Origin of the sequence: Metapseudomonas cellulosilytica (assembly GCF_049334135.1) — a bacterium.
GTDB lineage: Bacteria > Pseudomonadota > Gammaproteobacteria > Pseudomonadales > Pseudomonadaceae > Metapseudomonas.
In genome coordinates this window covers 22,976-47,513 of record NZ_JBHZGN010000004.1, presented here as the reverse complement: position 1 = coordinate 47,513, position 24,538 = coordinate 22,976, and the positions used below count along the sequence as shown (strand labels likewise).

Here is a 24,538-nt window from a genome sequence, read left to right as displayed (position 1 = left end):
GTCCTTCGCCGCGGGCCCCAATCAACAGGAGCACGACCATGAGCGCAACCCTCCGCAGCCTGGAAGGCCAGGACGAAGCCAGCATCCTGCGTGAAATCCAGAGCGCCCTGCATGGCCTGCGTTTCGGCTCGGTGGAGATCACCGTGCACAACGGCCAGGTGGTGCAGATCGAGCGCAAGGAAAAATTCCGCCTGCAGCAGCCGGCCAACCGTAACAACTGATTCACCGATTTCCGTCCAAGCCCACAGTGTGCTTGAGGCCCGACCGGACAGCCGGAGGGCGTATCGACGAACACAGAACTACAGCCCTAGCCAACACCTTATAAATCCAATTCCCAGGAGCTTGATGATGTCGATTCGCCGTTTCGCCCTCGCCGCCCTCGCCAGCGCTCTGATCGCCGGCCCGGCCGCCGCCGCCTCCGAACTGCTCAACGTGTCCTACGACCCGACCCGTGAGCTCTACCAGGAATACAACGCCGCCTTCGCCAAGCATTGGAAGGCCGAAGGTGGCGATGACGTGAAGATCCAGCAATCCCACGGTGGCTCCGGCAAGCAGGCCCGCGCCGTGATCGACGGCCTGAAGGCCGACGTGGTGACCCTGGCGCTCGCCGGCGACATCGACGAGCTGCAAAAGATCGGCAAGCTGATCCCGGAGAACTGGCAGGCGCGCCTGCCGCAGAACAGCACCCCCTACACCTCGACCATCGTGTTCCTGGTGCGCAAGGGCAACCCCAAGGGCATCAAGGACTGGGGCGACCTGACCAAGCAAGGCGTGGAAGTCATCACCCCGAACCCGAAAACCTCCGGCGGTGCCCGCTGGAACTTCCTCGCCGCCTGGGCCTGGGCCAAGAAGCAGTACGGCAGCGACGCCAAGGCCCAGGAATACGTGAAGGAGCTGTACAAGCACGTACCGGTGCTGGATACCGGCGCCCGTGGCTCGACCATCACCTTCGTCAACAACCAGATCGGCGATGTGCTGCTGGCCTGGGAGAACGAAGCCTTCCTGGCCCTGAAGGAACAGGGCGGCGAGAACTTCGAGATCGTCGCGCCGAGCCTGTCGATCCTGGCCGAGCCGCCGGTTTCCGTGGTCGACAAGAACGTCGACAAGAAGGGCACCCGCAAGGTCGCCGAGGCTTACCTGCAGTACCTGTACAGCGAGGAAGGCCAGCGCATCGCGGCGAAGAACTTCTACCGTCCGCGTAACGAGAAGGTCGCGGCCGAGTTCGCCAAGCAGTTCCCGAAACTCGACCTGGTGACCGTGGACAAGGACTTCAACGGCTGGAAGGAGGCGCAACCCAAGTTCTTCAACGACGGTGGCATCTTCGACCAGATCTACCAGGCGCAGTAAGCGCCCCATGCCGGCGGGCTTTTGATGGGTATCGCAAGCTCCACCCATCCTACGGCTTCCGGTGCTCCTCGTAGGATGGGTGGAGCGAAGCGATACCCATCGAGGTGCTCCAGGGAAGGAGCGAAACCAGGCCTGATCCACGGATCGGGCCTGTTTGCTGGAAGCGGCTCGACGGGGCCGGCTCCGGAGAAACCAAGCGTTCCAACGCAGAGTAAGGACAGAACATGTCACGACGCATCTCCCCGGTCATACCCGGCTTCGGGCTGACCCTGGGATACACCCTGGTGTATCTCAGCCTGCTGGTCCTGATTCCCCTGGGTGCCCTGTTCCTCAAGACCACGCAGCTCTCCTGGGAGCAGTTCTGGGCCATCATCAGCGCCCCCCGCGTGCTCGCCGCCCTCAAGCTGAGCTTCGGCACCGCCCTGGCCGCCGCCGTGATCAACGGCATCATCGGCACCCTGCTGGCCTGGGTGCTGGTGCGCTACGACTTCTTCGGCCGCAAGGTGATCGATGCCATGGTCGACCTGCCCTTCGCGCTGCCGACGGCGGTCGCCGGCATCGCCCTCACCGCCCTGTATGCGCCGGCCGGCCCGGTGGGACAGTTCGCCACCGACCTCGGCTTCAAGATCGCCTACACCCCGCTCGGCATCACCCTGGCGCTGACCTTCGTCACCCTGCCCTTCGTGGTGCGCACGGTGCAGCCGGTGCTGGCCGATATCCCCCGAGAAGTGGAAGAAGCCGCCGCCTGCCTGGGCGCCAAGCCCGTGCAGATCTTCCGCCACGTGCTGGTTCCGGCCTTGCTGCCGGCCTGGCTGACCGGCTTCGCCCTGGCCTTCGCCCGTGGCGTGGGCGAGTACGGCTCGGTGATCTTCATCGCCGGCAACATGCCGATGAAGACCGAGATCCTGCCGCTGTTGATCATGGTCAAGCTGGACCAGTACGACTACACCGGCGCCACCGCCATCGGCGTGCTGATGCTGGTCGTCGCCTTCGTCCTGCTGCTGCTGATCAACCTGCTGCAACGCCGCATCGAGACCCCGTGAGGAGAACGCCATGAGCACCGCAAGCCTGACCGCCGCGTCCTCCGCCAACGCCGCCCGCCGGGGCAGCGCCTGGGGTCGTCGGCTCCTGATTTCCGCCGCCTGGCTGGCCTTCGCCCTGTTCCTCCTGCTGCCGCTGCTGGTGGTACTGAGCGAGGCGCTGAAGGAGGGCCTGGGTACCTTCTTCGCCGCCATCTTCGAGCCGGATGCCCTCTCCGCGCTGAAGCTGACCCTGATCGCCGTATTCATCTCGGTGCCGCTCAACCTGGTGTTCGGCGTGGCCGCCGCCTGGTGCGTGAGCAAGTACGAGTTCCCTGGCAAGAGCCTGCTGGTAACCCTGATCGACCTGCCGTTCTCGGTTTCCCCGGTGATCGCCGGCCTGATCTACGTGCTGCTGTTCGGCGCCCAGGGCTACTTCGGCTCCTGGCTGCAGGACCGCGATATCCAGATCGTCTTCGCCGTCCCCGGCATCGTCCTGGCGACCATCTTCGTCACCTTCCCCTTCGTCGCCCGCGAACTGATCCCGCTGATGCAGGAGCAGGGCACCCAGGAAGAAGAAGCCGCGCGCCTGCTGGGCGCCAACGGCTGGCAGATGTTCTGGCACGTGACCCTGCCGAACATCAAATGGGGCCTGATCTACGGCGTGGTGCTCTGCACCGCGCGGGCCATGGGCGAGTTCGGCGCGGTATCGGTGGTGTCCGGGCATATCCGCGGCGTCACCAACACCCTGCCGCTGCATGTCGAGATCCTCTACAACGAGTACAACCACGTCGCCGCCTTCAGCGTCGCCAGCCTGTTGCTGGTGCTCGCCCTGTTCATCCTTCTGCTCAAGCAGTGGAGCGAGTCGCGTCTGTCCCGTCTCAAGTCGAATGCTGATGAGGAGTAACCACCGTGAGCATTGAAATCCGCAACGTCAGCAAGAACTTCAACGCCTTCAAGGCCCTCAACGCGATCAACCTGGATATCCACAGCGGCGAGCTGGTGGCGCTGCTTGGCCCCTCCGGCTGCGGCAAGACCACCCTGCTGCGGATCATCGCCGGCCTGGAAACCCCGGACGTGGGCAGCATCGTGTTCCACGGCGAGGACGTTTCGCAGCATGACGTGCGCGATCGCAACGTCGGCTTCGTGTTCCAGCACTACGCCCTGTTCCGCCACATGACGGTGTTCGACAACGTCGCCTTCGGCCTGCGCATGAAGCCAAAGCGCGAGCGCCCGAGCGAGAAGCAGATCGCCGAGAAGGTCCACGAGCTGCTGAACATGGTGCAGCTGGACTGGCTCGCCGACCGCTACCCGGAACAGCTCTCCGGCGGCCAGCGCCAGCGTATCGCCCTGGCCCGCGCCCTGGCGGTGGAGCCGAAGATCCTGCTGCTCGACGAACCCTTCGGTGCCCTCGACGCCAAGGTGCGCAAGGAGCTGCGCCGCTGGCTGGCGCGCCTGCACGAGGAAATCAACCTGACCTCCGTGTTCGTCACCCACGACCAGGAAGAAGCCATGGAAGTGGCCGACCGCATCGTGGTGATGAACAAGGGCGTGATCGAGCAGATCGGTGCACCGGGTGAGGTCTACGAGCACCCGGCCAGCGACTTCGTCTACCACTTCCTCGGCGACTCCAACCGCCTCCACCTGGGTGACGACCAGCACCTGCTGTTCCGGCCCCATGAGGTCTCGCTGTCGCGCCAGGAAGTGGCCGAGCACCGCGCCGCCGAAGTCCGCGACATCCGCCCGCTGGGTGCGATCACTCGGGTGACCCTCAAGGTGGACGGCCAGGACGAGCTGATCGAGGCGGAAGTGGTGAAGGACCACGACAGCCTGGTGGGCCTGGTACGCGGCGAAACGCTGTTCTTCAAGCCCAAGGCCTGGCAGAAGGCGGCGGGGTTCTGAAATCGGGCGGAGGGGGTCCTGCGCGGCCCCCTCCAAGGACGCCGCCGGCAATGCCGGAAATCACCCGCAGCGCACAAATCACTCTTTCGGGTAATAGCCTTCGGGGCGGCTCGCAGTAGGCTGTGAGCGCACCGCATCGACTCCTCAGAACAACAAAAACAGGAGCACCCGAGATGATCCGCAAGGTCCTGCTGTACCCGCTGTTCAGCCTCCTCCTATGCTTCGCCGCCGTCGCCCGTGCCAACGAACTGCCACCGCTGGAACAGGTGCAGGTCCACGCCTGCCGCGCTACCAGCAGCCTGCTGCTGTTCCGCGGCGAAGGCTTCCAGGAAGCCCACTCGGCCCGCATGCGGGCCGACCTCAAGGCGCTGGATGACGCTTTCACGCGCATCGCCGCGCCAAGCGAAGCAGTGCGCAAGACCCATGACGAACTCGTTACCCAGCTCGACCGTGGCGTTTCCTTCGGCCACAAGGAGAACGACGTGCCCTGGCGCTACCCCCAGGAACTGGCCAAGGCCCTGCGCGACTTCCTCATCGCCGCCCGCACCCAGGGCGGCGGCGCCGGAGCGGAAGAATTGCCGGCCAAGGTGGAGTACCTCAATGTGCAGTACCTGAGTCGGTCTTACATCGGCAGCTTCGAGATTTCCCGGGAGAACGCCGACAGCTACATCGGCCAGGACGAACGTCGCCTGCTGCCGGACATCGACCAGGAGCTGGCGCCGCTGGACGACAAGGCCGACTCGACGGTGGCCAAGCTGAAGACCCGCTGGAGCTTCCTGAAGGCCGCGCTGAGCGACATGAACAGCCAGAGCAACGCCCTGGTCAGCACCTCCGGCCGGCCCTACGCGCCGATGGTGGTGGACCGCCATGCGCGGTCGATGAGCGGGCAGTTGCTGGCGTTGGATGCCCTCACCCCCGGCCCCTCTCCCTGAAGGGAGAGGGGAGTCAGGCCGTGCACAGTTCAAGCACTCATTTCAGATAGGCTCCGCGCTTCCGGCGATCTCCGGACCGTCAGACGCGAGTCACCCCTCTCCTCTTCAGGGAGAGGGGCCGGGGGTGAGGGTGCCCGGCGTCACGCGACACTTCAGACCACCGCCTTCTTCCCCCGAATACACGTCCGCCCCGCCCGCTCTTCCACGGCGCGCTCGACTTCCTTGCGCATCCCGAGCAGAAAACCCAGCTCGGCCACCACGAACAGCGGCCCGATGATCAGCCCGATGAGGTCGTCGACGAAGGCCGGCTTGCGCCCCTCGTAGTAATGGCCGACGAACTGGATCACCCACCCCACCACGAACAGCCCCAGCCCGGCGCCGAGCCAGATCGCGGTGCCCTGTACCGCGAGCGCTGCGCCCACCCAGAGGCTGAGCCAGAGCAGCACGGCCATCACCAGGCCGTAGCGCAGGTCAAGGCGCAAGTAGTAGAGCGCCGAAAGCAGGCTGACCAGCGTTGCCGGGGACAACCAGAGACCGAAGACTTCCAGGCCCGGGCGCGACAGCAGCACAGCGACGGCGACCACGATCAGCGGGATGCCGACGAAATGGGTGGCGATATTGCGGCGGTCTCGATGGTACTCGGCGTACTGGCCAAGTTGGTCGATGAGGGTTTTCATTGTCGTGTCCTCGGGTTTGCAGGCAATTGCGCCGATAATGGCGCCATGCCCAGGACAACCTCTGTCAGCTAACCGACAAAGCCCATGACCGAATTCAAGCACCTCCGCGATCGCCTGCTCACCGGCCACTGGTTCAGCCAGTTGCCCGCCGCCCTGCGGGAAGAACTCCTGGCCATGGCCCAGCTGCGTCGGCTGGAGCCGGGCCAGCGGCTGTTCCGTCGTGGTGATTCGCCCTGCGGGCTCTATGCGGTACTGGACGGCGCGATGCGCATCGGCAGTGTCAGCGAGAGCGGCAAGGAAGCGCTGCTGGTGCTGGTGGAGCCGCCCCACTGGTTCGGCGAAATCGCCTTGTTCGACGGCCAGCCGCGCACCCACGACGCCTTCGCCGACGGCCAGACGACCCTGCTCAACCTGCCCCAGGCGCCGCTGCTGGCGCTGCTCAAGCGCAAGCCGGAACACTGGCGCAACTTCGCCCTGCTGATGAGCCAGAAGCTGCGCCTGACCTTCATCGCCCTGGAGGAGATAAGCCTGCTGCCGGCACCCCAGCGCCTGGCGCGGCGGCTGCTGATGATCGCCGAAGGCTACGGCGGCCTCGCCGAACGGCGGCGGGTGCTCCAGCTGGCCCAGGAACAGTTGGCGATGATGCTGTCGGTGTCGCGGCAAACCACCAACCAGATCCTCAAGGAGCTGGAAGCCCAGGGTGCCTTGCGCCTGAACTACGGCGAGATCGAAATCCTCGACCCGGACCTGCTGCGCCGCGCCGCAAGGGGCAAATCGTAGGGTGCGCCACGCGCACCTGGGATTCCCGGTGCGCACGGCGCACCCTACCGGGGAAGGCTCTCCCGATACTGGCTCGGGCTCTGCCCGGTCCAGCGCTTGAAGGCGCGGCTGAAGCTGCTGGTGTCGGCGAAACCGAGCAAGTAGGCGATTTCGCTGATGGAGCAGCGGGGGTCACGCATGTGCGCCAGGGCCAAGGTCTGGCGGGTGTCGCCGAGCAGTTGTTCATAGCTGCAGCCTTCGTCCGCCAGGTGCCGCTGCAGGCTGCGCAGGCTCAGGTGCAACGACTGGGCGATGCGTTCTGCGGAAGGTTCGCCATTGGGCAACTGGGCCTCCAGGCAGGCGCGCACCTTGCGCGCCCAGGTGGGCTGCTGGAGCTGTTCGAGGGTGCGCTTGAGCACCGCCTCGTTGTGCTCGGCCAGCTCCGGGTTGGCATCCTCCAACGGTCGCTCGAAATCCTCGACGGCGAATTCCAGCAGGTTCTCTTTCGCGCCGAACGACAGGGGCGCACGGAACACCTGGTGCCAGGGCTGCGGGTCTTCCGGCCGCGGGCGGCGAAGGTGCACGGCGAGCGGCGCGTAATCACGGCCGATGCGATTGCGGCAAGTACGCACATAGATGGCGGCGAAGGCGTCCACCGCCTCCGGTGCGGGCTCGGGGCCGGCGGCGGGCACCCGCAGGTGGAACAGATAGCGCTCGCCTTCGCGACGCAGTTCCAGCTCCACCGCATCGCTGACCACCTGGTGGTAGCGCACGATGCGCTCGAAGACTTCCCGCAGGCTGGCGCTGGCCACCAGCGCATAGCCCAGGGCGTGGAACGTGGTGGGGCTGACGTAGGTGGATATTTTCAGGCCCAGGGCCGGATCACCGCTGGCCGCCACCGCCAGCTCCCAGAGGCGCGTGGTGGCGGACAGCGGGTAGCGGGCGTTGGGGTCGTCCATCAGCGCCGGGTCCAGTCCTGCCTGGCGGCACAGGGCGGCGCTGTCGAGGCCGAGCGCATCCAACTGCTTGCGCAGGGCGCGGGTCCAGCTGGCGAGGGTGGTGGGTTCGCTCATGCAGGTTGGCGTTTCCGGTCAACAGGTTGGCGTGCTCGGTCGGGCGCGGTACCGGCCTCGGGCGGCAGAGTAGCGCCATCGTCGACAAGAGGATGGAAGCATGTCCCACACACCCGCAAGCCCCCGGACGCTGAATGACCAGCAGCGATCTGCCCATATTCGCGAAGTGGTGATGGCCCGTGGCAACGAGCTGCGCCAGCGCTACCCCGTACTGAACCATCAGGACGCCCTCGGTGCCGGCATCCTCGCCTTTGCCCTGGCCGGCATGCTCGGCTCCGCCCTGCTCTACCTGAACGAACAGATCGCCTGGTGGGCCTGCCTGCTGCTCAACGCCTTTTTCGCCTCGCTCACCCACGAGCTGGAACACGACCTGATCCACAGCATGTACTTCCGCAAGCGCCGGGTGCCGCACAACCTGATGATGGCGCTGGTCTGGCTGGCGCGGCCGAGCACCATCAACCCCTGGGTTCGCCGCCACCTGCACCTCAACCACCACAAGGTGTCCGGCTCCGAGGCCGACCTGGAGGAGCGCGCCATCACCAATGGTGAGCCCTGGGGACTGGCGCGACTGCTGATGGTGGGGGACAACGTGATGTCCTCACTGATCCGCATGCTGCGGGCGAAGACCTGGGCACAGAAGCGCAGCATCCTGGCGCGCACCCTCAAGGTATACGCGCCGCTCGCGCTGCTGAACTGGGGCACCTGGTACGTCTTCCTCGGCTTTCACGGCATCGATGCCCTGGCCTCGGCCTTCGGCGCGCCCGTCGCATGGTCGGCCGGCACCCTGGAGATGATGAAGGTCGTCGATATCGCAGTGGTGGTGCTGGTGGGGCCGAACGTCCTGCGCACCTTCTGCCTGCACTTCGTCAGTTCCAACATGCACTACTACGGCGACGTCGAGCCGGGCAACGTGATCCAGCAGACCCAGGTGCTCAACCCCTGGTGGCTGTGGCCGCTGCAAGCTTTCTGCTTCAACTTCGGCAGCACCCACGCCATCCACCACTTCGTGGTCAAGGAGCCCTTCTACATCCGCCAGATGACTGCACCGGTGGCCCACCGGGTGATGCGTGAGATGGGCGTACGCTTCAACGACGTCGGCACCTTCGCCCGCGCCAACCGCTGGCATCCGCAGGAAAAGCCCGCCGCGCAGCCGGCGCGACCCACCCTTGGTTAGGGCCCGGACGACGCATCCGCGCCCCTATGATCGAGCCACCGCGCGCCAGCCAGCGCGCGCCTTCCCCGAGCACAGCTGCAAGCATGAGGTAGCGACATGAAAACCTGGATCTGCGTGGTCTGCGGCCTGATCTACGACGAAACCAAGGGCTGGCCCGACGAGGGCATTCCGGCCGGCACGCCCTGGGCCGATGTGCCGGACGACTGGATCTGCCCGGACTGCGGGGTCGGCAAGAACGACTTCGATATGCAGGAAATCTGAGGCTGCTCGAAGACACCTTGTAGGGGCGAATTCATTCGCCAAGGGCAGCGCAGCTGCCCCTCAAACGGTCCGTTGGGCGAACCCGCGGTCCGCTTGGCGATTGAAATCGCCCCTACAGATGCCGTGACCGTCCGAATTACTCAAAACCTCAGGCTCAGCCGCGCCGTCACCCCGTTGTCCCGCGCATCCTCGGCGTAGGTGCCGTTGTAGAAGAGCCCGGTGTAGGCCTGCTCGGTGAGCTGGTAGTCCAGGCCCATGTCCAGGCGGATCGCGTCTTCGGTGAGGGCCACGGCGGCGCCGCTTTCGTCCTCCAGGCGACTGTCACTGAACGCATGGCGCCAGCCCGAGCTGACGCGCGCGGTCAGGCGTCGGCCGGATTCCAGATCGATACGCGTGGTGCCGCGCAGGCCGAAGGTGCTGTAGCCGATTTCGTCGCGCTGGCTGCCGATGGTGCCGAGCGAATCGCTGTCCAGCCGCACGTAGGCCAGCTCGCCGAAGCCTTCGGCGCTGAAGTCGCGGTAATCCAGGGAGTAGCTGAGCTCGCCGAATACCTGGCCGCTGTCCGCATCGGCCGTGCGGCTGTCGCCGTCATGGCCGCTCCAGGCCGCGCCCAGTTTCACGCCGATCTGGTTGTAGATCTTGGTGCCGGCATAGGCCCCCAGGTGCAGGCTGTGGATATCCGCGTCGGCGCCCTGCACGTCCACCGAGGTCGCCGAATAGCCACCCATTCCCCCGACCAGCCAGGTGCCCAGCTTGCCCTCGCTGCCCAGCAGCAGCCCACCGATATCCCGTTCCCGGTGCGGCGCACGATGGTCGGCGTCCGCCGACCCGTGGCTGCCGAAGGCACGGGCCCAGGCCGGCATCTGCCCCTCGTCCAGGGGCGGTTCGCGGAAGGAGAAGCGGATTTGCTGGATGCGCTCGGAGGCGGCGTCGCGCAGGAAGTGACTGTCCTCCAGCAGGGTCGCACGGCTGGCGGCAGCCAGGGAATCGCCCAGGGCAGGAGCGGCCAGCAGCAAGCCGCAGAAGCCGGCCCAGGCGATACGCGGCGAAACAGACGGGCCCATGGGGAGCACCTCGATTCAGGCAATGTGGATAACTCTAGCCTGAAGCCGGGCAATTCAATTTCCCGAATCAAGCCACGAGTTTCTGATTTGCCGGTGTTTCGCCGAGCTGGCGCAATGGCCACCTGCACACACAAGGAGCCCCACCATGCGCCAACCCCTCGCACGCGGCCTCAACGCCCATGCCTCGATGCTGCTCTGGGCGCTGCTGGTGGCGCTGTCGTTCTTCGCCGCCGCCGAGGTGAACCCGACGCTCGACGCCCTGCCCCTGACCACGCTGCGCCTGCTGCTCTCGGGTAGCCTGTTCCTGCCCTTTCTGCTGCTGCGCCGGCCCGGTCTGCCCGGCGGACGGGCGCTGCTGGCCCACGTCGTGCTGGGCGGCCTGCTGGCCCTCTATTTCGGCAGCCTGTTCGAGGCGCTGAAACACACCAAGGCCCTGGACACCGCACTGCTCTATGTCAGCGTGCCGCTGCTGACCCTGGGTGGCGAGCGCCTGGTGCTGGGCAAGCCGGTGCTGCAACGGCTGTGGCCGACCCTGACAGCCGCCCTCGGCGCACTTGCCCTGCTCGGCCTCGACAACGCCCACTTCGATGCCTACGCCTACGGCCTCTATGCCGTCGGCTGCCTGGCGATGGCCTTTTACGGCCCCCTCAGCCAGCGCCTCAAACCGTGGCTCGGCGCGGAGCGCAGTGCCGCCTCCCTGGCCTGCGGCAACCTGCTGGCCGGCGGCCTGCTGCTGGCCCTGGCCTGCACCCTGGCCACGCGCTGGGACGGCCTGCAGGGCATCGCCCCGAGCGACTTCGGCTGGCTGGTTTATCTGGCCCTGACCGCCACCCTCGCCACCTTCTGGCTGCTGCACCGCGCCATCCACTGGCTGCCGCCGGCCACGGTAATCGCCTACAGCTACCTGAGCGGCCTGTTCGCCCTGCTGCTGCAGAGCTTCTGGCTGCACCAGGCACCGGCGCCACTGGCCTGGGCCGGTGCCATGCTGATCATCCTCGGCATGCTCTGGCTGGCACGGCTGAGCCCGGTGCGCACGGCCACCGCCTGAGTGCTTGCCACACCGCCCGGCTCGGGTTCTGATGGCGCTCCCCACCATCGGAACCCAGCCATGCTGATCGCCAACGGATTGCGCAAGATCGATATCCAGGACCTGCTGGTCTTTCTCGAAATCTACGAGCGCCAGTATCTGGGCGAGGTGGCGGAGGCGCTGAACCTCAGCGCCTCCAGCGTCAGCTACAGCCTGAAAAAGCTGCGCGGCAGCTTCGCCGATGAGTTGTTCATCGCCACCCGCAGCGGCATGCAGCCCACCCGCAAGGCTCAGGCCATGCGGCACCATGCCCGAACCATGGTGGAACTGATGAACGCCTGCTTCAGCGAGGCCAGCGCCTTCGACCCCAGCCAGGCGCCGCGCACCTTCCGCCTTTGCGCGCCGGAGTACTTCGAGCTGCTGATCCTGCCACCGCTGCTGCGCCGCCTGAGCGCGGCAGGTTATCCGGTGAGCCTGGTGGTGCAGCGCCTGGGCCGGGAGATTCCTGCCGAAGCGCTGCTGCATGGCGAGCTGGACCTGGCCCTGGGCTTCGGCCCGCACCAGCACCGCGCCCATCCCGGGCTGGTCAGCCTCGCGCTGTTGAAGGACGACCTCTTGTGCATCCGCAACGCCGGCAGCGCGCCGGTCGACGATCTGGATGCCTTCTGTGCGCGGCGCCAGGTGTTCCCCACACCTTGGGATTCCGACCGCAACATGATCGACGGCTGGCTGCAGCAGCAGGGCCGCTCCCGGCAGATCGCCGCACGCACCAACAACTACCTGGCCGCCCTGCAGCTGATTCCCGCCAGCGACCTGCTGCTGGTGCTGCCGGCGCGGGTGCACGAGCGGTTGGGCGACCCCCGCACCTGCGCGAGCCCGCTGCCCAACCTGCCCAGCTTCTCCCTGGAAATGCTCTGGGCCCAGCCCTTCGACCAGGACCCGGCGAACATCTGGCTGCGGGAGCAGATCCTCAGCGTCTGCGCCGAACAGTCACTTCTCTAGGCAATCGTTCAAGGCCCGGCCGAGGAATTCCCGGCTCGCAGCCAGCACCTCGGCCTGGGTTTCTTCGCGGGCCAGCATGCGCGCCACCACCAGGGCGCCGACGCACTGGGCGATCAGCGCCCAGGCCAGTTCGCCGTCCTCCAGGATTTCCGCCCAGGCACTCTGCAATTGCAGCATCCAGTGCTCGGCCTCCTCGCGCACGGCAAGGTCGGCCCGGGCGATTTCCGCGCCGAGGGAGGGAATGGCGCAGCCACTGTCGGGGTTCTGCAGATGGGCCATGCTCAGGTAATGGTCGAGGCAGCGTTCCAGTTTGTCACGGCAGAAGCCTTCGCCGCGGGCGACATTGCCGATCAGGCTCTGGGACAACTCGCGCTGGACGATGGCAGTGAAGAGGTCGTTCTTCGAGGGGAAGTGGCTGTAGAAGGCGCCGCCGGTGAGGCCGATGGCCTTCATCAGCCCGTCGACGCCCGTGGTGGCGAAGCCGCCTCGCTTGGCAATGGCGCCGCTGCTTTCCAGCAGCTTCTGCCGGGTTTCTTCCTTGTGGGTGGCTGAATAACGCACGACGACCTCCGGTGGACTGGCTTGACGCGTTGGCGAGCATAGCATAACGTCCGTTCAGCTAACGATCGTTCAGTAAAGGTGAACAGCATGGCTAGCGAGACCGAAAACAAGAAAGTCGTACTGGTAATTGGTGCGGGCGACGCCACGGGCGGCGCCATCGCCCGGCGCTTCGCCCGCGAGGGCTATGTGGCCTGCGTGACCCGGCGCCACGCCGACAAGTTGCAGCCGCTGGTGGACGCCATCCGCGCCGAGGGTGGCGAGGCCCATGGCTTCGGCTCCGATGCACGCAAGGAAGAGGACGTGGCGGAACTGGTGGAAACCATCGAGCGGGATATCGGCCCGATCGAAGCCTTCGTCTTCAATATCGGCGCCAACGTACCCTGCAGCATCCTCGAAGAGACCGCGCGCAAGTACTTCAAGATCTGGGAGATGGCCTGCTTCTCCGGCTTTCTCACCAGCCAGGCGGTGGCCAAGCGCATGGTCACCCGCGAACGCGGCACCATTCTCTTCACCGGCGCCACCGCCGGCCTGCGCGGTGCCGCCGGCTTCGCCGCCTTCGCCGGCGCCAAGCACGGCATCCGCGCCCTGGCCCAGAGCATGGCGCGCGAGCTGGGCCCACGGAACATCCACGTCGCCCACGTGGTGGTGGATGGCGCCATCGACACCGAGTTCATCCGCGAAACCTTCCCCGAGCGCTACGCGCTGAAGAACCAGGACGGCATACTCGACCCGGAGCACATCGCCGAGAGTTACTGGTATCTGCACAGCCAGCCGCGGGACGCGTGGACCTTCGAACTGGATCTCCGCCCCTGGATGGAACGCTGGTAGTTCTTACTAACGGCCGGCTGCGCCACGCCCATGCGGCGTTGGCGTGGCCCTGCGAAATGCTCATTGGCAGGAGCCAACTCCGCTTTCTCAGGGCCACGCCGCCTTGCCTGGACGCGGCTCGCTCGGCCTCGACCTCGTGCCACGCACTCGGCAAGGAAAAACCATGACCAAGACCGTCGAATTCTTCTTCGACTTCGGCAGCCCCAGCACCTACCTGGCCTGGACCCAGCTGCCCGCCATTTGCGCCAAGGCCGGCGCCCGCCTGGTGTATCGCCCCATGTTGCTCGGCGGCGTGTTCCAGGCCACCGGCAACGCCTCGCCCATCGAGATTCCCGCCAAGGGCCGCTACACCCTGATCGACTTCCAGCGCTTCGCCCAGCGCTATGGCGTCCCGCTCGAATTCAATCCCCATTTCCCGATCAACACCCTGACCCTGATGCGCGGTGCCATCGGCATCCAGCTGCGCCAGCCGGCACGCTTCGAGGCCTATCTGGCGACCGTGTTCAAGGCGTTCTGGCAGGACAAGCGCAACCTCGGCGACCCGGCCGTGCTGGCCGCCACCCTGGACGCGGCCGGGTTCGACCCGCAGGGCTTCCTCGCCCTGGTGAGCGATCCGGAGGTGAAGGAAGCGCTCAAGGCAGCCACTGAGGAAGCGGTGAAGCGCGGAGCGTTCGGCGCGCCTACCTTCTTTGTCGGGGCGGAGATGTACTTCGGCCAGGACCGCCTGGACTTCGTCGCGGAGGCGCTGGCCTAGCCGTTCACCGCCAACTGCGGCAGGGACGCCAGCAACCCGGCGTCCAGGCCAAGCATGCGCGCCGCCTTGTGCCTGGCCAGTTGGCAGACGTCCTCGCCATCGGGCAATTCGGCGGCCAGCTTGGCCAAGTGCAGGATGAGGCCCTCCTTCGAGTAGACGCCACCGTCGAGATGGAACGCTGCGGCAATCAGCTGGCGCAGTTCCAGCGGCAGGCGCCAGCGGGTGCGCAGGGCCGACCCGAATGGCGCGGCGTGCTGGCGCAGGGCTGCCTCCACCTGCTCGGCGGTCAGTGCCTCGCCTCCCAGGTCGCGCCAGCTCTGGATGCTGCGCAGTACCGCCAGGTCCCCCAGCAGATGCAGCAGCCCGGCGGTGTAGCAGCGCACTGCGTCCCCCTCCAGGCATTGCGCCAGCTGGCGCGCCAGTTCGGCGGTGCGCTGGGACTGGTTCCACAGACGTTCACCGTAGGGCAGCAGCAAAGGATCGCTGAGGTTGATACTGCGCTGCAGGACCAGGCCCAGGGCGAGGTTGAGGCTGTGTCGTGGGCCGAGTCGGCCCAGTGCCTGCGCCAGGGTTTGGCAAGCGTTGCCCAGGTGCTGGGCGGCGCTGTTGGCGGCGGCAATCAACTGGCCGGTGAGCTGCGGGTCCCGGTAGAACAGCGGCTCCAGTTCATCGAGTTCGAGCCGATGGGCCTGCCGGGCCCTCTCCAGCGCCTGATGCACGCTGCTGCGCAACGGCGCACCGGCGGCCGACTCGCGCGCTTCGGCCAGGTACTCCTCCAGGGATTGCCGGGGCGAAGCGGAAGGCAACGGACAACTCACTTCCTGGCCCGGCGCCAGCAACAGGTTGCGCAGGCGCTGCAACAGGTCTTCGGCATTGAAGGGCTTGGCCAGGTAGGCCGTGGGCGCCAATGGCAGCGCGGCCCGGACGCTGGCGGCATCCACCCGGTCGGTGATGAGGAAGAAAGGCACCTGGGGATGTCGGCGCTGGCGCCGGACTTCCCGCAACAGCTCCAGCCCGCCGATGCCCGGCAGGCCATAGTCCACTATCAGCAGGTCGGGCCAGCCGTCGCGGCAATGCTCGAGCACGCCGTGGCTGTCCTGCAGCACCTCCAGACGCGCGTCGCAGCGCGCGTTGCGCACCAGCTCGACGAGCAGGTCGGCGCTCCAGCGATCGGCATCGGCAATCAGCACCCTGGGTGCCTGGTCGAGATCAGCCATACATGGCCTCGGCTTTCCGGCTCCGTTGCAACTCCCGGCAAATTTCCCTTGCGGCCCGCACGACGCGCAAGCCCTTCAGCAGACTAGTCAATGCCCAAGCGCCGGGCCATTCCGGGCGGGTAGGGACCTTGGCGGGGGCAGACATGGATACCTCGACGGGCAGAAGGGTCGTCCCTGACGAACCCCGCACATGGCCTGGATAGGGCCGAAGGGAAGGCCGAATGCGTCGTCAGAATTGAAGGCGCGCAGTCTAAACCGGGGCCTTGGCGCTGGGTAGTGGTGTAGACCAGGGTGGTGGATGGCCCTCACAGGCCTGCTACTGGGAACACCCTGCCACCGGTTTTCCCTCACCCCAGCCCTCTCCCTGAAGGGCGAGGGGGCAGTCCGTGCCGTCGGTGGGCTGGGCGCTTTCCCTGTGGGGGCGAATTCATTCGCGATGCAGGCCTGCCCGGGGAACACTCTGCCTCCGACCTTCCCTCACCCCAGCCCTCTCCCTGAAGGGAGAGGGAGCAGTCCGTGCCGTCGGTGGGCTTGGCGCTTTCCCTGTGGGGGCGAATTCATTCGCGATGCAGGCCGCAGGCCTGCCCGGGGAACACTCTGCCTCCGACCTTCCCTCACCCCAGCCCTCTCCCTGAAGGGAGAGGGGGCAGTCCGTGCCAGCGGCTGGCTGGGCGCTTTTCCTGTGGGGGCGAATTCATTCGCCAAGCAGGCCGCAGGCCTACCATTGGGGACACCCTGCCGCCGGGGTTTCCCTCACCCCAACCCTCTCCCTGAAGGGAGAGGGGGCAGTCCGTGCCCGCGGTTGGCTGGGCGTTTTTCCTGTAGGAGCGAATTCATTCGCGATGCAGGCCGAAGGCCTGCCCGTTCTTCCAGGCAAAAAAAGACCCGCCGAGGCGGGTCTTTTTTCACTACCTGAGGAGTCAGGCCAGTTCGTCGAAGCACTCGGCGACAATGGCGATGCCCTTGTCCAGTTGCGCGTCGGGAATGGTGACCGGCATCAGGAAGCGGATGACGTTGTAGTAGGTGCCGCAGGAGAGCAGGATCAGGCCCTTCTCGCGTGCCTTGGCAACGATCTTGCCAACCAGTTCGGCAGCCGGCTTGCTTTCGTCGCCACCTTCGAACAGCTCAATGGCAACCATCGAACCCAGGCCACGGACGTCGCCGATGACCTTGTGCTTGGCCTGGATTTCACGCAGGCCGGCCTTCAGGCGCTCGCCCACGGCCTGGCTGCGCTCCAGCAGTTTCTCTTCGTCGAACACCTTCAGCACGGCCAGGGCCGCGGCGCAGGCGATCGGGCTGCCGGCATAGGTGCCGCCCAGGCCGCCGGGAGCGATGCTGTCCATGACTTCGGCCTTGCCGACCACGCCGGAGATCGGGAAACCGCCGCCAACGGACTTGGCGAAGGTGGTCAGGTCAGGCACCACGCCCAGTTGCTCGGTGGCGAAGAAGGTGCCGGTACGGCCAGCGCCGGTCTGCACTTCGTCGGCGATCAGCAGGATGCCGTGCTGGTCGCACAGGGCGCGCAGGCGCTGCATGAACGGCTTGGAGTTGACGTAGAAGCCGCCTTCGCCCTGAACCGGCTCGATGATGATCGCGGCGATGTCCTGGGGCTGGGCATCGTTCTTGAAGATGCGCTCGATGCTGGCGATGGACTCGTCTTCACTGATGCCGTGCAGTTCGCACGGAGCCAGGGCGCGGAACACGCCGCCGGGCATCAGGCCCATGCCGGCGGAGTACGGAACCACCTTGCCGGTCAGGGACAGGGTCATCATGGTGCGGCCGTGGTAGGCGCCGGTGAAGGCGATCACGCCGGCGCGGCCGGTGGCGGCACGGGCGATCTTCACGGCGTTCTCGACGGCTTCGGAGCCGGAGGTCACCAGCAGGGTCTTCTTGGCGAAGTCACCCGGTACGCGCTTGGCGATCTCTTCGCAGAGCTCGATGTAGGGCTCGTAGGCCAGCACCTGGAAGCAGGTGTGGGACAGCTTGGTCAGCTGCTCCTGGACGGCCTCGACCACTTTCGGGTGCAGGTGGCCGGTGTTCAGCACGGCGATGCCGCCGGCGAAGTCGATGTACTCGCGGCCGTCGACGTCCCAGACGGTGGCGTTCTCGGCGCGCTCGGCGACGATCGGATGGATCTGGCTGACACCGCGGGCAACGGCAGCGGCACGGCGTTTCAGCAGGGATTCGTTCTTGCTCATAAGTTCCTCACGGCCGCTCATCGGGCGGCGCAGTCTCAAGGATGAATGCCCCCGGTAGGGGCCGGCGCAGCATTCGATGATCGACTGCGCGGGCTTGCCGGAGGCTCGTTTTCTTCAAGGGTTGGAGCTGGGGCGCCGCGCGCTCTTTCGCGCCTTGCCCCGTCTTTGGATCAGATACCGCCGAGGCAGAGATACTTGATCTCCAGGTAGTCCTCGATGCCGTATTTGGAACCTTCGCGGCCCAGGCCCGAGGCCTTCACGCCGCCGAAGGGCGCCACTTCGTTGGAGATCAGGCCGGTGTTGATACCCACCATGCCGTACTCCAGCGCCTCGGCCACGCGGAACACGCGGCCCAGGTCACGGGCGTAGAAATAGGAAGCCAGGCCGAACTCGGTGTCGTTGGCCATGGCGATGACGTCGGCCTCGTCCTTGAAGCGGAACAGCGGGGCCAGCGGGCCGAAGGTTTCTTCCTTGGCCACGGCGGCGCTCTTCGGCACGTCGACCAGGATGGTCGGCTCGAAGAAGGTGCCACCCAGGGCGTGCGGCTTGCCGCCGGCAACCACCTTGGCGCCCTTGGAAACGGCATCGGCGATGTGCTCCTGGACCTTGGCCACGGCCTTCTCGTCGATCAGCGGACCGGTGGTGACGCCGGCTTCCAGGCCGTTGCCAATGTTCAGCTTGGCCACGGCGGCCTTCAGCTTCTCGGCGAAGGCGTCGTAAATGCCGTCCTGCACGTACAGGCGGTTGGCGCAGACGCAGGTCTGGCCGTTGTTGCGGTACTTGGAGATCAGCGCGCCTTCTACGGCGGCGTCGAGGTCCGCGTCGTCGAAGACGATGAAGGGTGCGTTGCCACCCAGTTCCAGGGACACCTTCTTGATGTCCTTGGCGCACTCGGCCATCAGCTGGCGGCCGATTTCGGTGGAGCCGGTGAAGGACAGCTTGCGCACAACCGGGTTGCTGGTCAGCTCACCACCGACTTCGCCGGCGGAACCGGTGACCACGCTCAGCACACCTTTCGGGATGCCGGCACGCTCGGCCAGCTCGACCAGGGCCAGGGCGGAGTACGGGGTCTGGGACGCGGGCTTGATCACCATGGTGCAACCGGCGGCCAGGGCCGGGCCGGCCTTGCGGGTGATCATCGCGGCGGGGAAGTTCCACGGGGTGATGGCAGCGGTCACGCCGATGGGCTGCTTGATCACGATCAGGCGCTTGTCCGGCTGGTGGCCGGGGATCACGTCACCGTAGACACGCTTGGCCTCTTCGGCGAACCACTCGATGAAGGAAGCGGCGTAGGCGATCTCGCCCTTGGCTTCGGCCAGCGGCTTGCCCTGCTCGATGGTCATCAGGCGGCCCAGGTCGTCCTGGTTTTCCATCAGCAGCTCGAACCAGCGACGCATCTTGTTGGCGCGTTCCTTGGCGGTCAGCGCGCGCCAGGCCGGCAGAGCACGCTCGGCAGCCTCGATGGCGCGGCGGGTCTCGGCGGTGCCCATCTTCGGCACGGTGCCGATGATTTCGCCAGTGGCCGGGTTGTTGACCTTGATGGTCTGGCCACTGTCGGCGTCCAGCCAGGTGCCATCGATATAGGCTTGCTGGCGGAACAGCTTGGCGTCTTTCAATTGCATCTCGGTCTCCTTCACGCCGGCACTACAGGGGCGCCGGGGCAGGTTGTGGTTCTTCGGTCGATGCGCGATCGGCCGGCACGGAGTCGGTTGGAACGGCCCAGCTCATGGAGGGGCAAGGGGGCGTTTGAAATCTCAAACGAATCCTAGGGCTCGGGAAACTGAAGGGCAATAGCCCGTTCGATAAAATCAACAAAAAGTCGGTGCTGTTTGTCGAAATCCTGATCAAAGATGACCAGACGCAGCACCATCGTTCAACATTGCGAACAAGAGCTTGGCGCATGGACGCAGGGGCCCGACATCGGTATCATGGCGCCCCCATACGCATCCGTAGCTCAGCTGGATAGAGTACTGCCCTCCGAAGGCAGGGGTCGTGGGTTCGAATCCCGCCGGATGCGCCATTACATAGTTTCTAGTTGTCTCCAGATGCCTACGAAACGTTCGGAAAAGCCCGCCCAGTGCGGGCTTTGTCGTTTCTGGTTGTCTCCTCTTGTGTCTCCCTATACTCGGTCTTGGTGTATCCCCTCGTGTACCCCTGGGGATAAATCGAACTGAAGGGATACAAGCTTGTGAAACGATCAGAGATCAAGCGTCGGCCGCTCAGCGACACGGCTGTAGCCGCCCTGGAGCCAGAGACGCGGGAGTACCGCGAGCACGACGGGAATAGCCTCTACCTACGGGTGAAGCCGGAAGGCCAGAAGTCCTGGCAGCTGCGCTACAAGAATCAGGCGGGGAAATGGAGCTGGCTGGGCCTCGGTGGATACCCCGCCATCAGCCCTGCCCTGGCCAGGAAGAAGGCAGCCGAACTACGAAAGGAAGTCTCCCACGGCAACGACCCTTTACAGCTGAAGAGGGAGCAGCAAGCAGCCGAGCTCGAGGCGGCAACCAATACGTTCGAGAAACTGGCCAGGGAGTGGATAGATATCCGCACACCCGGCTGGGCAGAGAACACTACTGTTCGCACAGTCGGCGCCCTGGAGCTTCATGTCTTCCCCGTCTTCGGCAAGCGCCCCTTCGCGCAGATCCTGCCCATCGAGTGGATGGAGTTCCTCCGCGGCATGGAGCAGAAGGGCATCATCGAGCAGATGAGCCGCGTGCGCCGCTCCTGCAAAGAGATCTACGACCTCGCCCGCGTCACCGGCCGCGCCATTCACAACCCGCTCGAAGGCCTCAATCGCTTTCTGCAGACCAAACCGGCCGAGAACTACGCACACGTCACGGCCCGCGAACTGCCAGAGCTTCTGCGCGCCATCAGCGCCTATCCCCACGCCCAGGACGTACAACTCGGCCTTCGCCTGCTGATACTGACAGGCGTCCGGCCGAGTGAGTTGCGAGAGGCTCCATGGGAGGAGTTCGATTTCCGCAAGGCCCTCTGGAGCATCCCCGCATCGAGGATGAAGAAGCGCCGCGATCACCTGGTACCGCTTTCTCGCCAGGCACTGGAAGCACTCAAGCAGTTGCATGTGATGACCGGACGCTACCCTCTCCTCTTTCCCGGCAGAAGCGACCGCAAGAAGCCGCGCAGCAATATGGCCTTCAATATGGCCTTACGCCGGATGGGCTATGAGGGGCGCCAGACTGGTCATGGTTTTCGGCACATCGCATCCACGACTTTGCGTGAACACGGTTTTCCAAGGGAGCATGTGGAGGCCCAGCTCGCACACGTCGAGGAGGGTGTATCGGGCGTTTACAACAAGGCGATTTACCTGGAGCAGCGGCGGGAAATGATGCAGTGGTATGCGGACCACCTGGACAAACTAGAGCACGGCAACCTCGTGACTGTAGATTTCGGACTAGCGCGCACTTAATAAGCCTTACCGACGGACATTCACATATGGAACTTAGCAATAGGGAAACTGCAGCAGCACTTTGGCTCTCACTTTTGTTTTTATACACCCTCAAAGAAGAAAAAGTCAGACGCGCAATCTTGAGCCTACTCAGCTGTTTTTTCCAGAAATGGATAGTAATCATACTGAGCAGCGCTACGCTTTGGGTGAGCCTATCCGTCCTAGCGCTACACACCTTGAGCCTGTGGGCGACAGACAACCTTAAGACAACTTTAATCTGGGGTGTTGCGTTTGCTCTGACATCAATAATGGACATCAATCGAGTAGACAAAGAAAGCACATACTTCAAGCAAACAATTAAAGACACTATAAACGTAACGGCGCTCGTCACTTTTATAGCAGAAATGCACTCATATAGCCTTATAGCTGAGTTAATTATATTCCCCATACTGGCAACAGTCTCGATGATGCAGGCAATGTCCAGCAGAAAGGAAGAACACAAAAAAGTACACAAGCTGTGCAACTTTATATTACTCATCGCAGGCGCGGCATTTATCTATCACAGCATAGCTGTTGCGCTAGAAGACCCCGACAAATTTGCAACCGTATCAAACCTCAGAGAATTCTCTACACCGATAATTCTCACTCTTACATTTTTGCCTTTCATTTACCTATTCAGCGTACTTGTTGCTTACGACCGGATTTTCGCAGGCTTCAACTGGCGATTTGAAAAAGACGCAGACCTAAGAAGATACGCAAAAATCGAAGCTGCGCTCAGATTCGGCTTCAACTTACCTCTGCTCCGTCGTTGGGTGCGGGACCTGAACCTAAAGCGCCCGACCACAAGAGAAGATATTCACCACTCTATCCGCACAGTCAAGGCTCGCAGAAGGCTAGAAAAGAGCCCCCCACTTATAAGCCGAAAAGAAGGATGGTCGCCTTATACCGCAAAAGACTTCCTAGCAGAGCTGGGAATACCTACCAGTGACTATTACCCATCCTTCGAACAAGAATGGAATGCCAGTTCAAAACTTATTGAGCTAAGCGACGATGTAACCCCGAACAACATCGCTTACTACATCAAGGGAAACAACAGAGCAGCAAAGGAGTTGAAAGTAAAGCTAAACGTCAACTCCCCAAAAAATTGCAGGAAAGCTGAAGCAACATTCAGACTCGCATGCTTTACGCTTTTGCAAAACTCTCAAACCTTCCTGGAAATTGACGACCAAGACAGCCTTGAGGCCCTAAACCCAATAACAGTTGTTGCTGACGGCAAGAATATATCTCTTGCAATTGAGCAATACGAAGGCGGGATCAAGGGTGGCTATTCCAGGATCTTCGTAATTGAGCACACCTGATCCAGTAGGCGCTGCGCGTTCTGACTTTCAATCTCTGATCGGGGCGTGAGTGCACCTCCACCATCCACGCACCTTGTAAGGCGCTCGCTTACAACCCCCTCTCGTTCCATTCCTCTCCAGTCCTGACGATGCTTGGGCCGTCCAGAAAACGGAGGCCCACAGCTCATGACCGAGCCACTCGACCAACGCCAGCCGGCTACCAGGACCATCAAGCGACGCTGCCCTGATTGCGGAGCGTCGCTGGTCAAGCGCAGCTCCGAGAGCAAGCACCTGCTCATGTCCACCACCTACCTGGTGTGCAGCAATGCGGTGTGCGGCGCGACCTTCACCGGGGTGGACGAGATCACCCATCGGCTGAGCCCGCCGAGCCGGCCGAATCCGGCGATCACCCTGCCCTATGCACCCAGCGCGCTCCGCCGTGGCGTGCTCGAGCAGCAGGGTTTGCCGGGCGAAATGGAGAGCCAGGCGCCCGAGCTGATGGGCCTGCCAGCATCGCAAGGAGTCGAGCCATGAACGGCCAGCCGCAGGCACCCGTGCCGCTGCTCGCCCTGGTGCGTATGCCCGAGTTGATGTCGCTCACCGGCCTGGCTCGGCCCACGGTCTACAAGATGCTGAAGCGCGATCCGACCTTTCCCAAACCGGTAAAGCTCAGCGACAGCAAGGCGCGTAACGCGCCAGTGGCGTTCGTGCTGAGCGAGGTGCAGGCGTGGATTCAGGGTCGCATCGAGGCGCGGGGGCAGAGCCTATGAGCCGCAGCAGTACAGCAACCTTCCAGCACCACCATGGCCTGCAACTGGGCAACCGTCTGCTGCGCCGGCGCGAGGTGGAGTTGAAGACGGGCAAGAGCCGCGCGGCGATCTATGCGGAGATCCGCGCCGGCACCTTCCCGGAGCCGGTGCCCATTGGGCGCAACAGCGTGGCCTGGCTGGAGGCGGAGGTCGATCAGTGGATCTCCGACCGCCTGGCCGAACGCAACCGGGCAAGCGCGATGCGGGGGGCTCGCACTTCTCGACTCACTCAGGAGATCCAGCCATGAACCACTACACCCTCAACATCAACGGCCAGTCGATCCGCTTCACCCTGGAAGACTTCGCCGCCCTCGAGGCGGTCATGCTCGAGGCGGCACGCAAGCCAGGGCGCGAGGCGTTTCGTGAATCCGTCTCGGGGCGCATCTCGGCCACCCTGGAACTGGGCGCCACGCCCGGCCGTTTGAAATCGCCGACGCCGCCCGCCGGCCGCCAGTACCTGAGCCAGCAAGGCCAGATCCTCACCGACTGCTAACCCGCCCACTCCATGCCTAACCGCTGCCCGGCCTCGCGCCGGGCGGCCAGGGGATTCTCATGCCTCAGAAAAGACAAAGCCCCGGCAAGCGCGCCAACGCTGCCAGGGCCGATTACCGCAGAACTCACGCGCCGCAATCTAGCATGACGACCAGGATTTCCAGCCTGCTTGGCGAACGGCACGCACGCGCATCAGAAACGTCTGACGCTCACCCGCAACCCACTGAAGCCTTGCCAAGCCTGAGCCAGCAGACCTATAGTCCCGACCTCGCGGCAAAATCCGCGAGTGGGTTTGGCGACCCATCTGAGAACTTGGCGCACGAGCGCCCATACCCCATTGCAGGCGCTTTTTTTGTGCCCGCAATGCCGTGTTATGGCAGCTGTGCGTGGGAGACCTTCGGGTCTGCCGGATTCCAAGTTCTCCGGTTCGCCAACCCGCGCACAGCTGCCACCCTGAATTGTTTGGCGACGATTCGTGGCAGCTCCATCTACGAACTTGGAGCCTCACCATGCGTCTTCTGCACGCCCTCAATCCGTCCTCACGCTTCACCCGCGCATCCGCACACAAGGCAATGGCCTTCGCTGCACTCCGCGCAAACTCCAGCCTTTCCACCCGTCTCGCCCGCTACAACCACCACATGCACCTCGCCCGCCTCGCTGCCGCCGAGCAGGTCGCCGAGGAGGTGCGTCATGCCTAGT

27 protein-coding genes and 1 tRNA gene are annotated in these 24,538 nt (G+C 64.6%); 21 read left to right on the top strand and 7 right to left on the bottom strand.

The window, feature by feature from the left end:
- Window positions 1-38: 38 nt before the first annotated feature.
- The 6 genes from oscA (at window position 39) to ACFW0H_RS06235 (ending at window position 5,200) form a co-directional block, all read left to right on the top strand.
- Complete coding sequence (gene oscA / locus ACFW0H_RS06260) at window positions 39-221, top strand: sulfur starvation response protein OscA (RefSeq protein WP_422913036.1); 183 nt, start codon at window positions 39-41, stop codon at window positions 219-221.
- A 127-nt stretch (window positions 222-348) separates the two neighbouring features.
- A complete protein-coding gene (locus tag ACFW0H_RS06255; RefSeq protein WP_422913035.1) occupies window positions 349-1,347 on the top strand; it encodes a sulfate ABC transporter substrate-binding protein in 999 nt (332 codons plus the stop codon).
- Between the two features lie 224 nt (window positions 1,348-1,571).
- On the top strand, window positions 1,572-2,390 hold the full coding sequence (gene cysT, locus ACFW0H_RS06250; RefSeq protein WP_422913034.1) for a sulfate ABC transporter permease subunit CysT: 819 nt from the start codon (window positions 1,572-1,574) through the stop codon (window positions 2,388-2,390).
- A 10-nt stretch (window positions 2,391-2,400) separates the two neighbouring features.
- Complete coding sequence (gene cysW, locus ACFW0H_RS06245) at window positions 2,401-3,273, top strand: sulfate ABC transporter permease subunit CysW (RefSeq protein WP_422913033.1); 873 nt, start codon at window positions 2,401-2,403, stop codon at window positions 3,271-3,273.
- Window positions 3,274-3,278: 5 nt separating this feature from the next.
- On the top strand, window positions 3,279-4,268 hold the full coding sequence (locus ACFW0H_RS06240; RefSeq protein WP_422913032.1) for a sulfate/molybdate ABC transporter ATP-binding protein: 990 nt from the start codon (window positions 3,279-3,281) through the stop codon (window positions 4,266-4,268).
- Window positions 4,269-4,441: 173 nt separating this feature from the next.
- The gene (locus ACFW0H_RS06235) at window positions 4,442-5,200 is read left to right on the top strand and encodes a hypothetical protein (protein ID WP_422913031.1); all 759 of its coding nucleotides are present in this window, start codon (window positions 4,442-4,444) and stop codon (window positions 5,198-5,200) included.
- A 152-nt stretch (window positions 5,201-5,352) separates the two neighbouring features.
- Here the strand turns inward: ACFW0H_RS06235 and ACFW0H_RS06230 are convergent, their stop codons facing one another.
- Window positions 5,353-5,877 carry an Mpo1 family 2-hydroxy fatty acid dioxygenase gene (locus tag ACFW0H_RS06230; RefSeq protein WP_422913030.1) on the bottom strand — a complete coding sequence of 175 codons (525 nt, stop codon included), beginning with the start codon at window positions 5,875-5,877 and terminating at the stop codon, window positions 5,353-5,355.
- 84 nt (window positions 5,878-5,961) lie between these two features.
- Between ACFW0H_RS06230 and ACFW0H_RS06225 the strand changes: the two genes are divergently transcribed.
- Window positions 5,962-6,657, top strand: a complete 696-nt coding sequence (locus ACFW0H_RS06225; RefSeq protein ID WP_422913029.1) for a Crp/Fnr family transcriptional regulator — start codon at window positions 5,962-5,964, stop codon at window positions 6,655-6,657.
- A 44-nt stretch (window positions 6,658-6,701) separates the two neighbouring features.
- On the opposite strand, the gene ACFW0H_RS06220 is transcribed toward ACFW0H_RS06225, so the two are convergent.
- Window positions 6,702-7,709, bottom strand: a complete 1,008-nt coding sequence (locus ACFW0H_RS06220; protein ID WP_422913028.1) for an AraC family transcriptional regulator — start codon at window positions 7,707-7,709, stop codon at window positions 6,702-6,704.
- Between the two features lie 100 nt (window positions 7,710-7,809).
- On the opposite strand from ACFW0H_RS06220, the gene ACFW0H_RS06215 reads away from it, so the two are divergent.
- Window positions 7,810-8,883, top strand: a complete 1,074-nt coding sequence (locus ACFW0H_RS06215; protein ID WP_422913027.1) for a fatty acid desaturase — start codon at window positions 7,810-7,812, stop codon at window positions 8,881-8,883.
- A 96-nt stretch (window positions 8,884-8,979) separates the two neighbouring features.
- A complete protein-coding gene (locus tag ACFW0H_RS06210) occupies window positions 8,980-9,144 on the top strand; it encodes a rubredoxin (RefSeq protein WP_028629154.1) in 165 nt (54 codons plus the stop codon).
- 140 nt (window positions 9,145-9,284) lie between these two features.
- On the opposite strand, the gene ACFW0H_RS06205 is transcribed toward ACFW0H_RS06210, so the two are convergent.
- Window positions 9,285-10,208, bottom strand: a complete 924-nt coding sequence (locus ACFW0H_RS06205; protein WP_422913026.1) for an autotransporter outer membrane beta-barrel domain-containing protein — start codon at window positions 10,206-10,208, stop codon at window positions 9,285-9,287.
- A 145-nt stretch (window positions 10,209-10,353) separates the two neighbouring features.
- Between ACFW0H_RS06205 and ACFW0H_RS06200 the strand changes: the two genes are divergently transcribed.
- Both ACFW0H_RS06200 and ACFW0H_RS06195 read left to right on the top strand, forming a co-directional pair.
- Window positions 10,354-11,256, top strand: a complete 903-nt coding sequence (locus ACFW0H_RS06200) for an EamA family transporter (RefSeq protein ID WP_422913025.1) — start codon at window positions 10,354-10,356, stop codon at window positions 11,254-11,256.
- Window positions 11,257-11,316: 60 nt separating this feature from the next.
- Window positions 11,317-12,237, top strand: a complete 921-nt coding sequence (locus tag ACFW0H_RS06195; RefSeq protein WP_422913024.1) for a LysR family transcriptional regulator — start codon at window positions 11,317-11,319, stop codon at window positions 12,235-12,237.
- On the opposite strand, the gene ACFW0H_RS06190 is transcribed toward ACFW0H_RS06195, so the two are convergent.
- Window positions 12,226-12,798, bottom strand: a complete 573-nt coding sequence (locus ACFW0H_RS06190) for a TetR/AcrR family transcriptional regulator (protein WP_422913023.1) — start codon at window positions 12,796-12,798, stop codon at window positions 12,226-12,228. The genes ACFW0H_RS06195 and ACFW0H_RS06190 overlap by 12 nt on opposite strands.
- An 87-nt stretch (window positions 12,799-12,885) precedes the next feature.
- On the opposite strand from ACFW0H_RS06190, the gene ACFW0H_RS06185 reads away from it, so the two are divergent.
- The gene (locus ACFW0H_RS06185; RefSeq protein WP_422913022.1) at window positions 12,886-13,626 is read left to right on the top strand and encodes an SDR family oxidoreductase; all 741 of its coding nucleotides are present in this window, start codon (window positions 12,886-12,888) and stop codon (window positions 13,624-13,626) included.
- Window positions 13,627-13,789: 163 nt separating this feature from the next.
- Entirely contained in the window at window positions 13,790-14,380 is a 591-nt protein-coding gene (locus ACFW0H_RS06180) for a 2-hydroxychromene-2-carboxylate isomerase (protein WP_422913021.1), read from the top strand.
- Here ACFW0H_RS06180 and ACFW0H_RS06175 read toward each other — a convergent pair.
- The 3 genes from ACFW0H_RS06175 to gabD all read right to left on the bottom strand — a co-directional run bounded on the left by ACFW0H_RS06175 (window position 14,377) and on the right by gabD (window position 19,417).
- Window positions 14,377-15,597 (bottom strand): HDOD domain-containing protein, encoded by a 1,221-nt coding sequence (locus tag ACFW0H_RS06175; protein ID WP_422913020.1) that lies wholly within the window; start codon window positions 15,595-15,597, stop codon window positions 14,377-14,379. The genes ACFW0H_RS06180 and ACFW0H_RS06175 overlap by 4 nt on opposite strands.
- A gap of 920 nt (window positions 15,598-16,517) precedes the next feature.
- Entirely contained in the window at window positions 16,518-17,795 is a 1,278-nt protein-coding gene (gene gabT / locus ACFW0H_RS06170) for a 4-aminobutyrate--2-oxoglutarate transaminase (protein ID WP_422913019.1), read from the bottom strand.
- 170 nt (window positions 17,796-17,965) lie between these two features.
- Complete coding sequence (gabD, locus tag ACFW0H_RS06165; RefSeq protein WP_422913018.1) at window positions 17,966-19,417, bottom strand: NADP-dependent succinate-semialdehyde dehydrogenase; 1,452 nt, start codon at window positions 19,415-19,417, stop codon at window positions 17,966-17,968.
- Between the two features lie 321 nt (window positions 19,418-19,738).
- On the opposite strand from gabD, the gene ACFW0H_RS06160 reads away from it, so the two are divergent.
- The 8 genes from ACFW0H_RS06160 (at window position 19,739) to ACFW0H_RS06125 (ending at window position 24,537) form a co-directional block, all read left to right on the top strand.
- Window positions 19,739-19,815: transfer RNA gene (locus tag ACFW0H_RS06160), tRNA-Arg, on the top strand.
- 168 nt (window positions 19,816-19,983) lie between these two features.
- Window positions 19,984-21,222 carry a tyrosine-type recombinase/integrase gene (locus tag ACFW0H_RS06155; RefSeq protein ID WP_422913017.1) on the top strand — a complete coding sequence of 413 codons (1,239 nt, stop codon included), beginning with the start codon at window positions 19,984-19,986 and terminating at the stop codon, window positions 21,220-21,222.
- Between the two features lie 26 nt (window positions 21,223-21,248).
- Entirely contained in the window at window positions 21,249-22,559 is a 1,311-nt protein-coding gene (locus ACFW0H_RS06150; RefSeq protein ID WP_422913016.1) for a hypothetical protein, read from the top strand.
- A 165-nt stretch (window positions 22,560-22,724) separates the two neighbouring features.
- On the top strand, window positions 22,725-23,072 hold the full coding sequence (locus ACFW0H_RS06145; protein ID WP_422913015.1) for an ogr/Delta-like zinc finger family protein: 348 nt from the start codon (window positions 22,725-22,727) through the stop codon (window positions 23,070-23,072).
- The gene (locus ACFW0H_RS06140; protein ID WP_422913014.1) at window positions 23,069-23,308 is read left to right on the top strand and encodes a helix-turn-helix transcriptional regulator; all 240 of its coding nucleotides are present in this window, start codon (window positions 23,069-23,071) and stop codon (window positions 23,306-23,308) included. Before ACFW0H_RS06145 ends, ACFW0H_RS06140 begins: the two co-directional genes overlap by 4 nt.
- The gene (locus ACFW0H_RS06135; RefSeq protein WP_422913013.1) at window positions 23,305-23,595 is read left to right on the top strand and encodes a helix-turn-helix transcriptional regulator; all 291 of its coding nucleotides are present in this window, start codon (window positions 23,305-23,307) and stop codon (window positions 23,593-23,595) included. Before ACFW0H_RS06140 ends, ACFW0H_RS06135 begins: the two co-directional genes overlap by 4 nt.
- Window positions 23,592-23,840, top strand: a complete 249-nt coding sequence (locus ACFW0H_RS06130) for a hypothetical protein (protein ID WP_422913012.1) — start codon at window positions 23,592-23,594, stop codon at window positions 23,838-23,840. Before ACFW0H_RS06135 ends, ACFW0H_RS06130 begins: the two co-directional genes overlap by 4 nt.
- Before the next feature lie 517 nt (window positions 23,841-24,357).
- Window positions 24,358-24,537 (top strand): hypothetical protein, encoded by a 180-nt coding sequence (locus ACFW0H_RS06125; protein WP_422913299.1) that lies wholly within the window; start codon window positions 24,358-24,360, stop codon window positions 24,535-24,537.
- The last annotated feature ends 1 nt before the right edge of the window (window position 24,538 follow it).

What these genes read in the sequence shown, in the direction of transcription:
- oscA (WP_422913036.1), top strand. Translation starts at nt 39, where the DNA reads ATGAGCGCAACCCTCCGCAGCCTGGAAGGCCAGGACGAAGCCAGCATC.
- ACFW0H_RS06255 (WP_422913035.1), top strand. Translation starts at nt 349, where the DNA reads ATGTCGATTCGCCGTTTCGCCCTCGCCGCCCTCGCCAGCGCTCTGATC.
- cysT (WP_422913034.1), top strand. Translation starts at nt 1,572, where the DNA reads ATGTCACGACGCATCTCCCCGGTCATACCCGGCTTCGGGCTGACCCTG.
- cysW (WP_422913033.1), top strand. Translation starts at nt 2,401, where the DNA reads ATGAGCACCGCAAGCCTGACCGCCGCGTCCTCCGCCAACGCCGCCCGC.
- ACFW0H_RS06235 (WP_422913031.1), top strand. Translation starts at nt 4,442, where the DNA reads ATGATCCGCAAGGTCCTGCTGTACCCGCTGTTCAGCCTCCTCCTATGC.
- ACFW0H_RS06230 (WP_422913030.1), bottom strand. Translation starts at nt 5,877, where the DNA reads ATGAAAACCCTCATCGACCAACTTGGCCAGTACGCCGAGTACCATCGA.
- ACFW0H_RS06225 (WP_422913029.1), top strand. Translation starts at nt 5,962, where the DNA reads ATGACCGAATTCAAGCACCTCCGCGATCGCCTGCTCACCGGCCACTGG.
- ACFW0H_RS06220 (WP_422913028.1), bottom strand. Translation starts at nt 7,709, where the DNA reads ATGAGCGAACCCACCACCCTCGCCAGCTGGACCCGCGCCCTGCGCAAG.
- ACFW0H_RS06215 (WP_422913027.1), top strand. Translation starts at nt 7,810, where the DNA reads ATGTCCCACACACCCGCAAGCCCCCGGACGCTGAATGACCAGCAGCGA.
- ACFW0H_RS06210 (WP_028629154.1), top strand. Translation starts at nt 8,980, where the DNA reads ATGAAAACCTGGATCTGCGTGGTCTGCGGCCTGATCTACGACGAAACC.
- ACFW0H_RS06205 (WP_422913026.1), bottom strand. Translation starts at nt 10,208, where the DNA reads ATGGGCCCGTCTGTTTCGCCGCGTATCGCCTGGGCCGGCTTCTGCGGC.
- ACFW0H_RS06200 (WP_422913025.1), top strand. Translation starts at nt 10,354, where the DNA reads ATGCGCCAACCCCTCGCACGCGGCCTCAACGCCCATGCCTCGATGCTG.
- ACFW0H_RS06195 (WP_422913024.1), top strand. Translation starts at nt 11,317, where the DNA reads ATGCTGATCGCCAACGGATTGCGCAAGATCGATATCCAGGACCTGCTG.
- ACFW0H_RS06185 (WP_422913022.1), top strand. Translation starts at nt 12,886, where the DNA reads ATGGCTAGCGAGACCGAAAACAAGAAAGTCGTACTGGTAATTGGTGCG.
- ACFW0H_RS06180 (WP_422913021.1), top strand. Translation starts at nt 13,790, where the DNA reads ATGACCAAGACCGTCGAATTCTTCTTCGACTTCGGCAGCCCCAGCACC.
- ACFW0H_RS06175 (WP_422913020.1), bottom strand. Translation starts at nt 15,597, where the DNA reads ATGGCTGATCTCGACCAGGCACCCAGGGTGCTGATTGCCGATGCCGAT.
- gabT (WP_422913019.1), bottom strand. Translation starts at nt 17,795, where the DNA reads ATGAGCAAGAACGAATCCCTGCTGAAACGCCGTGCCGCTGCCGTTGCC.
- gabD (WP_422913018.1), bottom strand. Translation starts at nt 19,417, where the DNA reads ATGCAATTGAAAGACGCCAAGCTGTTCCGCCAGCAAGCCTATATCGAT.
- ACFW0H_RS06150 (WP_422913016.1), top strand. Translation starts at nt 21,249, where the DNA reads ATGGAACTTAGCAATAGGGAAACTGCAGCAGCACTTTGGCTCTCACTT.
- ACFW0H_RS06145 (WP_422913015.1), top strand. Translation starts at nt 22,725, where the DNA reads ATGACCGAGCCACTCGACCAACGCCAGCCGGCTACCAGGACCATCAAG.
- ACFW0H_RS06140 (WP_422913014.1), top strand. Translation starts at nt 23,069, where the DNA reads ATGAACGGCCAGCCGCAGGCACCCGTGCCGCTGCTCGCCCTGGTGCGT.
- ACFW0H_RS06135 (WP_422913013.1), top strand. Translation starts at nt 23,305, where the DNA reads ATGAGCCGCAGCAGTACAGCAACCTTCCAGCACCACCATGGCCTGCAA.
- ACFW0H_RS06130 (WP_422913012.1), top strand. Translation starts at nt 23,592, where the DNA reads ATGAACCACTACACCCTCAACATCAACGGCCAGTCGATCCGCTTCACC.